This window comes from Candidatus Limnocylindrus sp. (genome assembly GCF_040397215.1).
Classification (GTDB): Bacteria; Chloroflexota; Limnocylindria; order Limnocylindrales; family Limnocylindraceae; genus Limnocylindrus.
Window position 1 is genome coordinate 1 of sequence record NZ_JBBAWK010000026.1, and the last position, 7,441, is coordinate 7,441.

General features: G+C 64.2%; 9 protein-coding genes. 6 read left to right on the plus strand and 3 right to left on the minus strand.

Annotated elements, in window-relative coordinates:
• A partial coding sequence (locus AC3LCN_RS05525) for a hypothetical protein (RefSeq protein ID WP_488649069.1) occupies positions 1 to 336 on the plus strand: 336 nt, incomplete at its 5' end.
• A gap of 6 nt (positions 337 to 342) precedes the next feature.
• Here AC3LCN_RS05525 and AC3LCN_RS05530 read toward each other — a convergent pair.
• Positions 343 to 1,167 (minus strand): alpha/beta fold hydrolase, encoded by an 825-nt coding sequence (locus AC3LCN_RS05530; RefSeq protein ID WP_488649070.1) that lies wholly within the window; start codon positions 1,165 to 1,167, stop codon positions 343 to 345.
• A gap of 55 nt (positions 1,168 to 1,222) precedes the next feature.
• On the opposite strand from AC3LCN_RS05530, the gene fumC reads away from it, so the two are divergent.
• The 5 genes from fumC to AC3LCN_RS05555 are packed head-to-tail and all read left to right on the plus strand — an operon-like array spanning position 1,223 to position 5,697.
• Entirely contained in the window at positions 1,223 to 2,626 is a 1,404-nt protein-coding gene (gene fumC / locus AC3LCN_RS05535; RefSeq protein WP_488649071.1) for a class II fumarate hydratase, read from the plus strand.
• Entirely contained in the window at positions 2,623 to 3,681 is a 1,059-nt protein-coding gene (locus AC3LCN_RS05540; RefSeq protein ID WP_488649072.1) for a 6-phosphofructokinase, read from the plus strand. The genes fumC and AC3LCN_RS05540 overlap by 4 nt, the downstream gene beginning before the upstream one ends.
• A 3-nt stretch (positions 3,682 to 3,684) precedes the next feature.
• Complete coding sequence (locus AC3LCN_RS05545) at positions 3,685 to 4,368, plus strand: MSMEG_4193 family putative phosphomutase (RefSeq protein WP_488649073.1); 684 nt, start codon at positions 3,685 to 3,687, stop codon at positions 4,366 to 4,368.
• Positions 4,368 to 4,925, plus strand: coding sequence for a DUF3090 family protein (locus tag AC3LCN_RS05550; RefSeq protein ID WP_488649074.1), 558 nt, complete (start codon positions 4,368 to 4,370; stop codon positions 4,923 to 4,925). The genes AC3LCN_RS05545 and AC3LCN_RS05550 overlap by 1 nt, the downstream gene beginning before the upstream one ends.
• Before the next feature lies 1 nt (position 4,926).
• Positions 4,927 to 5,697, plus strand: coding sequence for an SCO1664 family protein (locus tag AC3LCN_RS05555; RefSeq protein ID WP_488649075.1), 771 nt, complete (start codon positions 4,927 to 4,929; stop codon positions 5,695 to 5,697).
• Positions 5,698 to 5,708: 11 nt separating this feature from the next.
• Here AC3LCN_RS05555 and AC3LCN_RS05560 read toward each other — a convergent pair whose 3' ends face one another.
• Together AC3LCN_RS05560 and AC3LCN_RS05565 are read right to left on the minus strand one after the other, a co-directional pair.
• Positions 5,709 to 6,734 carry an ABC transporter substrate-binding protein gene (locus AC3LCN_RS05560; protein WP_488649076.1) on the minus strand — a complete coding sequence of 342 codons (1,026 nt, stop codon included), beginning with the start codon at positions 6,732 to 6,734 and terminating at the stop codon, positions 5,709 to 5,711.
• 30 nt (positions 6,735 to 6,764) lie between these two features.
• Positions 6,765 to 7,441 (minus strand): ABC transporter permease (locus AC3LCN_RS05565; protein WP_488649077.1); only part of this gene is annotated, 677 nt, incomplete at its 5' end.

A 7,441-nucleotide genomic window follows, 5' to 3' on the forward strand; every position in this document is an offset into this window, starting at 1 on the left:
CTCTGCCGCGAGCTTGAGCGCCAGGGGGTCGATCTCAAGGCCATCGGTGGCGGTGGGATCGGCGAGGTCGGCCACGTTATTTTGAAGACCGCCGACGACGTGAAGACGCGCGCGGTGCTTGAGGCTGGCTCCTACACATTCATTGAGAGTGAATCAGTGCTTGCCGAAGTTGATGATCAGCCGGGCGGCATGCTCTCAGTGCTCGATCGTCTCGCCGCCGCAGGCGTGAACGTCTACGGGCACCTCTTCATGGGGCGATGGGGCGAGCGGGCAACCTTCGCCTTTGTCGTTGATGATCCAGCTAAGGCACGCGCTGCACTCGGGCAGGAGTACTAGGCCCGCTTAGCGTCGTCCGATTCGCAACAAGATCTCATCGACGGCAACCTGATACGCAAGCGTTGCAAACGGGTGGTGATTAAAGCCCTTCAACGTTAGGTACTCAACGTTGCCGAGGCTTGCCAAAGGCTTCGTCCACTCAGGCCGCACCAGCGTATCGCCCTCACCCTGCGTTACCAGCGTTGGCACAGGAAAATTGCCACCCGCAGCGACAACGGCACGAGCCGACTTCTGCGCGCGAAAGCTCTCGTCGCCAAACCGCGTCGTTACAGCGAGCAAAAGTGCCGGCGCACCTGGATCAAGATCTTCAAGTCGCTGTCCAGGGCTAGTGTCAGCACCGACTCCCGTTGGGATGCGCAGCATCGGCAGGGCGCGCGAGAGGATCGGCGCGACGACTCGCTTCCACGTGGCGATGTTGGCCTCGAGAGCGGGCGCAGACAGAACCAGGTATTCGGGCTTCGTGAGCCCAGCGGCAACGGCGCCGAAGGCAATGAGCCCACCAAGGCTGTGTGAGACGACCACCACAAACCGCCCGGAGCGCTGCAGCTCGCTCACCTGTTCCGCAAGGTCGAGGTGGAAGCGGCGAAACTCCTTCACGTAGCCGCGCGGCCCCTCGGAGCGCCCGTGCCCCCGCAGATCCCACGTGGTTGTACGCCAGCCCGCGGCGGCGAAGGCTCGTGCCGACTGGATGTAGCGGCTCGAGTTCTCCCCGATTCCGTGCCCAAAGAGGAGCTCGCCGAGCGGCGCACCGTCGGGCTCATAGACGCGCCGGAAGAGGGTTACCCCGTCGCTCGCCGTGAAGGGGGCCAGGCTCCCCTGCTCCATGCTCATGCGTGCGATCCTACACTTACAGGAGAGGCGCGCTGCGCCCAAATCGGAGGCGGCAATGAGCAACGCAAAAAAGTCGCGTACCGAGCGTGATTCGTTCGGTGAGATCGAGGTACCGGCCGATCAGCACTGGGGCGCCCAGACGGCCCGCTCCCTGCACCTCTTCGCCATCGGCAACGACCGCATGCCCCTTGCGGTGATCCACGCCCTCGCCACCATCAAGAGTGCTGCGGCGAGCGTCAACACCGAACTCGGACTCCTCCCCGCCGACAAGGCGAAGCTCATCGTTGCGGCGGCTACGATAGTCACGAGCGGCGGCGCCGATGGCGAGTTCCCCCTCTCAACGTGGCAGACCGGCTCGGGCACACAGAGCAACATGAATGTGAACGAGGTGATCGCCTCGATCGCCAACGAGCGTGCCACCGGAACGCGCGGCGGGAAGAGCCCAATTCACCCGAACGATGATGTCAACCTCTCGCAGTCATCGAACGATGCCTTCCCGAGTGCGATCCACATCGCTGCAACGCTCGCCGTCAGCAAGACGCTCCTTCCCTCACTGCAACATCTACACGCCACCATCAGCGCAAAGGCCGCCGCCTGGGGCGGCATCGTGAAGATTGGCCGAACGCATCTGCAAGATGCGGTGCCACTCACCCTCGGCCAAGAGTTTGGTGCCCATGCTGCAGCGCTCGCGGGCGACATCGCTCGCATTGAGGCGGCGCAGAGCGAGCTCCGCGCGATTGCACTCGGCGGCACCGCCGTTGGCACTGGCTTGAACGCTCATCCTGAATTCGCCGAGCGTGCCGCCAAGGCGATCGCAAAGCTCATCGGCGAACCGATCGTCAGCGCACCGAATAAGTTCGCCGCGCTTGCTGGGCAAGAGGCAACACTCGCGACCTCGGCTGCACTGCGCACCACCGCCGCAACGCTGATGAAGCTCGCTAACGATGTGCGCTGGCTCGCCTCTGGCCCACGCGCCGGACTTGGTGAGTTGCGCATCCCCGAGAACGAGCCGGGCTCTTCGATCATGCCGGGCAAGGTGAACCCAACCCAGGCTGAGGCGCTGACGATGGTCTGTGTGCAGATTTACGGGCTTGACGCGGCAATTGCCTTCGCCGCAAGCCAGGGGAACTTCCAGCTCAACGTCTTCAAGCCGCTGATCGCGCTCGACCTGCTGGCGCAAATTCGGCTTCTTGGCGATGCGGCGCGCTCATTCGCCGATCACTGCCTCGCCGGCACCGAGCCAGACGCAGCGCGCATCACCGAACTGCTCAACGACTCGCTGATGTTGGTGACGGCGCTGACGCCGTTGATCGGCTACGACAAGGCGGCGGAGATCGCCAAGCGCGCACACGCCAGCGGCGGAACGCTGCGCGACACGGCACTTGAGCTTGGTTACGTCAGCGCCGAGCAGTTCGATGCGATCGTTCGGCCAGAGAAGATGACGGGACCGAGCCGATGAGCGGACGCCTCAAGATTGGCGTCTTGACCGGTGGCGGCGACTGCCCAGGGCTGAACCCTGCGATTCGTGCCGTGGTGCACCGCGCCACCGCGGGCGGTCACGAAGTGGTCGGCATCCTCGATGGCTGGAAGGGGCTCGCAACGGTTGGCGCCCCACTCACGCGACCACTCGACCGCGCCGCCGTACACGGCATCCAGGCCCAGGGGGGCACGATGCTCGGCTCTAGCCGCACGAACCTGCTGAAGCGCGAGCGTGGCCTCGATGCCGCCGAGGCAAACATGCGTGGGCTCGGCCTCAACGCCCTGATCGCCATAGGTGGCGACGACACCCTCTCCGTTGCTGCGGGCCTCGCCAAGCGCGGCGCAGCCGTCAACGCGATTCCAAAGACGATGGACAACGACGTCTGGGGGACCGAGGGCTGCCTCGGCTTCGACACCGCAGCGAACATCGTCACCGAGGCGCTTGACCGCATCGCTACCACCACCGCATCGCATCACCGTGTCGCCGTCGTTGAGGTGATGGGGCGCGACGCAGGCTGGGTCGCCGCATGGGGAGGGCTCGCCGGTGGCGCGCACGCGATCCTCATCCCCGAGGTGGAATTCACCGCTGCAGCGCTCGACGAACTCGTTGCCAAGCTGAACGCACGCCGCGCGATCGGCGACGGGAGTTCCATTATCGTTGTCTCCGAAGGGGTAAAACTTCCCGCCGCAGGCTCAACGACAACGTCGGTTCCACTCGATGAATTTGGGCATCCGCGACTCGACAAGGTCGCCGTTGGCGATGCACTAGCCACGATCCTCGAAGAGCGCAGCGGGCTTGAGGTGCGATGCACCCGCTTAGGCCACCTGCAGCGGGGCGGTGCACCAACAGCCGCCGACCGTGTGCTCGGCACACGCTACGGGGTAGCTGCAGTAGAGGCGCTTGAGGCTGGTCGACTCGGCGTTATGGTTGCACTGAAGGGGGGCACAATCGTTGAGGTACCCCTCGCCGAAGTCGGCGGCAAGAATCGCTCCATTGATCTCAGCTACCCACCACTCTTTGAGCACTTCGACTGACCGATGGCACGCCTGATTCTCGTTCGCCACGCACGCACCGCCGAGACCGGAACCAAGCTCAGCGGTCGCATCAAGGGAATTCCGCTCAGCCCAGTAGGTCGCAAAGAGGCCGCGGCGCTCGCCGAGGCGCTCAGTGCGGTGCAGATCAATAGCATCGTCTCCTCACCAATGCAGCGCTGCCTTGAGACTGCCGAGGCGGTGCGCTCAATGCGCGGCCCAAGCGTTAAGTCTCGCCCCGACATCGTGGTCGACGAGCGCCTCACGGAGGTGGAGTACGGCGACTGGTCGGGTAAGGAGCTTCGCAAGCTGATGAAGGACCCACTCTGGAGCACCGTGCAGCGCCAGCCATCGGCGATGGTCTTCCCTAATGGTGAATCACTCCGCGCCGCCTCAGCGCGTGCAGTTGAGGCGATCCGCGAGATTGACGCGCGATTCAGCGACGACGAGACGTGGCTGTGCGCCAGCCACGGCGACATCATTAAGGCGATCGTTGCCGACGCACTCGGCACGCCACTCGACCTATTCCAGCGCATTGCGATTGACCCGGCCAGCATCACCGTCATTCGCTACAGCGGCGAGCGCCCAACCGTGGTGCGAGTCAACCTTTCAGCCGAGGGCGCGGCCGCCGGCTTCGCTGAGAAGCCAAACAAGCCGTCGCTCCTCAGGCGACTGCGCGGAGAGCGCTGATGCCGCGAAGGATCATCCGCTTCGATCCACCCGACCAGTTCATCGCTGGCGCTATTGGTGAGCCTGGGCAGCGCATCTTCCACCTGCAGGCAATCGGCGGCGGCATCGCCGCAACCGTTGTCGTTGAGAAGAGCCAGATTGCAGTGCTTGCGCGCAGGATCGTGGAGATGCTGAAGGACCTGAGCGAGGGTGGCAGCGTGCAGCTCCCGAACGCGCCGCTACCGCTACCGCGAAAGCTGCCGGCACTCGCCGAGCCGTTCACCGCTGAGTTCCGCGTCGGCACAATTGCCCTCGCCTGGGATCCGCTGCTCACGCGCCTCACACTCGAGTTTCGCGATGACATGAGCGCTGAAGATGCCTCCGCCCCGCCGCCAATCAACGACGCACCCGACGGACCTGACGTGTTACGCGTAGCACTCAGCGTTGCTTCAGCCCTCGAATTCGCCGAGAACGCGCTGCAGCTCGCTGCTGCGGGTCGACCGATCTGCCCGAACTGTGGCGTGCCGCTTGATCCGCGTGGGCACCGCTGCGCGCGTAAGGCCGCCCTCCTCAACTGAGGTGACGGGCTCAGCAGCGGCACCGAACTTGCGTGGGGCGCTCCCCACCACCTCCGGCCTCGTTGAAATTGATGAGGCGCTTCGCCTCATGCGCCTCTCGCCTGAACTTAAACCGATCGGGCGCATCGCGCAGGCGAGCAACGCCAGCTTCCTCTGCGAGATCGATGGTGGGCTCCAGGTGATCTACAAGCCGATCCGCGGCGAAGCGCCGCTCTGGGACTTCCCCGAGGGGAGCCTCGCGGCGCGCGAGACCGCTGCATATCTTGTGAGCGAGGCGCTCGAACTCGGCGTTGTGCCGCCCACGATCCTGCGCGACGGCCCTGCCGGCGAGGGTGCCGTGCAACTCTGGATTGACCATGTTGGGGTGCATCGCGCGGTTGATCTCGTCAACGCCTCCGATAGCGGGCTGCGCCGCCTCGCGCTATTTGACGCGATCGTGAATAACGGCGACAGGAAGGGTGGGCACATCCTCCCCCTCCCTGACGGGCGAATCCTTGGCGTTGACCACGGCGTCACCTTCGCCGTTGAGCCGAAGCTGCGCACGGTCCTCTGGGCGTGGCACAGCAAAGCGTTCACCGAAGATGAGCGCCTCGTTATCTCACGCGGCGTTGAGGACCTGGCCGATAACGGAGCGCTGCGCGCGCTGCTTTCGCCAATCCTCGATGGCGAGGAGATCGACGCTCTGGAGGCGCGCGTCAACGATCTCGCTGCTACTGACTGCTTCCCGGAGCCGAGCCCTGACTGGCCGCCACTCCCGTGGCCACTCGTCTAGGGGCGGTCAGGTTACGGGAGTAGCGACTCGTCGACGATATCGCTCGCCTTCAGCCCATCGAGTACCTTCTGACCAGGGATTGAGCGCATGAAGCTGATCGACGTCTCCCAGCCCTCAACGCTAATCGCCCCGTAGCCGGCGCTCTCCTGAAGTGGGCCTGCCCATACGCCGACCGTCGCCTGCATGACGGCGAGCGATTTGGCGCGGGCCTCAGGGGTCGCTGCAACCTCAGGAACAACCTTCGCTGCAGCGTCAACGCCTAGCTCTGGGTTCGCCGCAATCTGTCGCATCGCCTCTAGCGTTGCGGCAATAAACGCACGAATCGCTTCGCGCTTGCTGGAAATGGTCGTTGGAGAGGAGATGAGGCCCGGCCCTGCGAACGGTGCTGCAGCGGAGGCGTAGAAAACCTCCACCTCAATGCCTGCGGCCTGCGCCTGCACCAGGTCGTTGTTGGCGTACCCGGTCGTCGCATCGGCGGCACCGCTGATCAGCGCCTGCGTCTGTCCATAATCTGGGTAGAGGTCGAGCGATACATCGCCAATGCTGAGCGACGCCTCACCAAGGATGCCGAGCAGGGTCAGGTACCCCGAGCCATATTGGCCTGGCGTCCCAACGCGCTTCCCCTTCAAATCGGCTGGGCGCATGATCCCTGCGTCAGTTCTAGCGATGACAACGTTCGGCAGAACGCCGTAGATCGTTGCGAGATAGCGAACGGGAATTCCCTGCGAGACGGCGGGGATCATGCTGGTGCCATCGGCGAGGGCAAGGTCAAGTGCGCCGCTACCAACAAGGCTGATCAGGTCGGGATCAATCTGATTCTGCAGGGTCACATCGAGGCCCGCGGCGGCGTATGCGCCGCTCTGTTGCGCCAAATAGAAGGGGGCGAACTGCACCCCAGGGATGTAGCCGAGGCCAACCGTGAGCTTCACGGCCGCCGAAGCTGAAGGTGATGCTGATGGTGTCGGTGATGCACTCGACGTGCAGCCCGAGATCAGCAGTGCGAGAGAACTAAGCAGCGCAACTAGAATCCGATTCATTGTTGACCCCCCCATATATTTACGATCGCTCTAGGCGATCTTTTTTGATACTACCCGCTCAATAACAAGTACGCTGCCATACGCACTCACACCAACGATTGCAATTTGTAACAGATCAGCGAAGAGAAGTGGCGTGTCAAAGAGTGAACCGCGAGCAAGGTTGAGCAACACGCCTAGGCCCGCAGTGCCGCCGAGCCACTCGCCAACGATCGCGCCGACCACGGCCAGGGTTGCGGCAACGCGTGCCCCAGCCAGGATGCCGCTACGTGCCGCCGGAAGGCGTGCGTAGCGAAGGCTCTGCCAACGCGTCGCGCCGAGCGAGCGCATCAGCTCAAGGGTTCCGGCATCAACATCGCGCACGGCGACTAGAGTTGAGATCGCGACAGGGAAGAGGGTAATCAGTGCACAGACGGCGACCTTTGCCGTGAGCCCCGGCCCAAGCCAGAGCACGAGGACCGGTCCAAGGGCGAGGATCGGCGTCGACTGCGCCGCAACGAGGTACGGGCTGACCACGCGTCGCGCCGAGCCCGAGAGGCCGAGGGTGACGCCAATCAGTAAGCCAAGCGCCCCGCCAAGCAGGCCACCAACGGTTACCTCGGTCACCGTGGGCGCGAGATGGCGAAGCATGGTGCCGTCAGCCCATGACTGCGCAAATCGCACCGCGATCACCGATGGCGCAGGCAAGATGAATTGCGGCACCGCGGCGG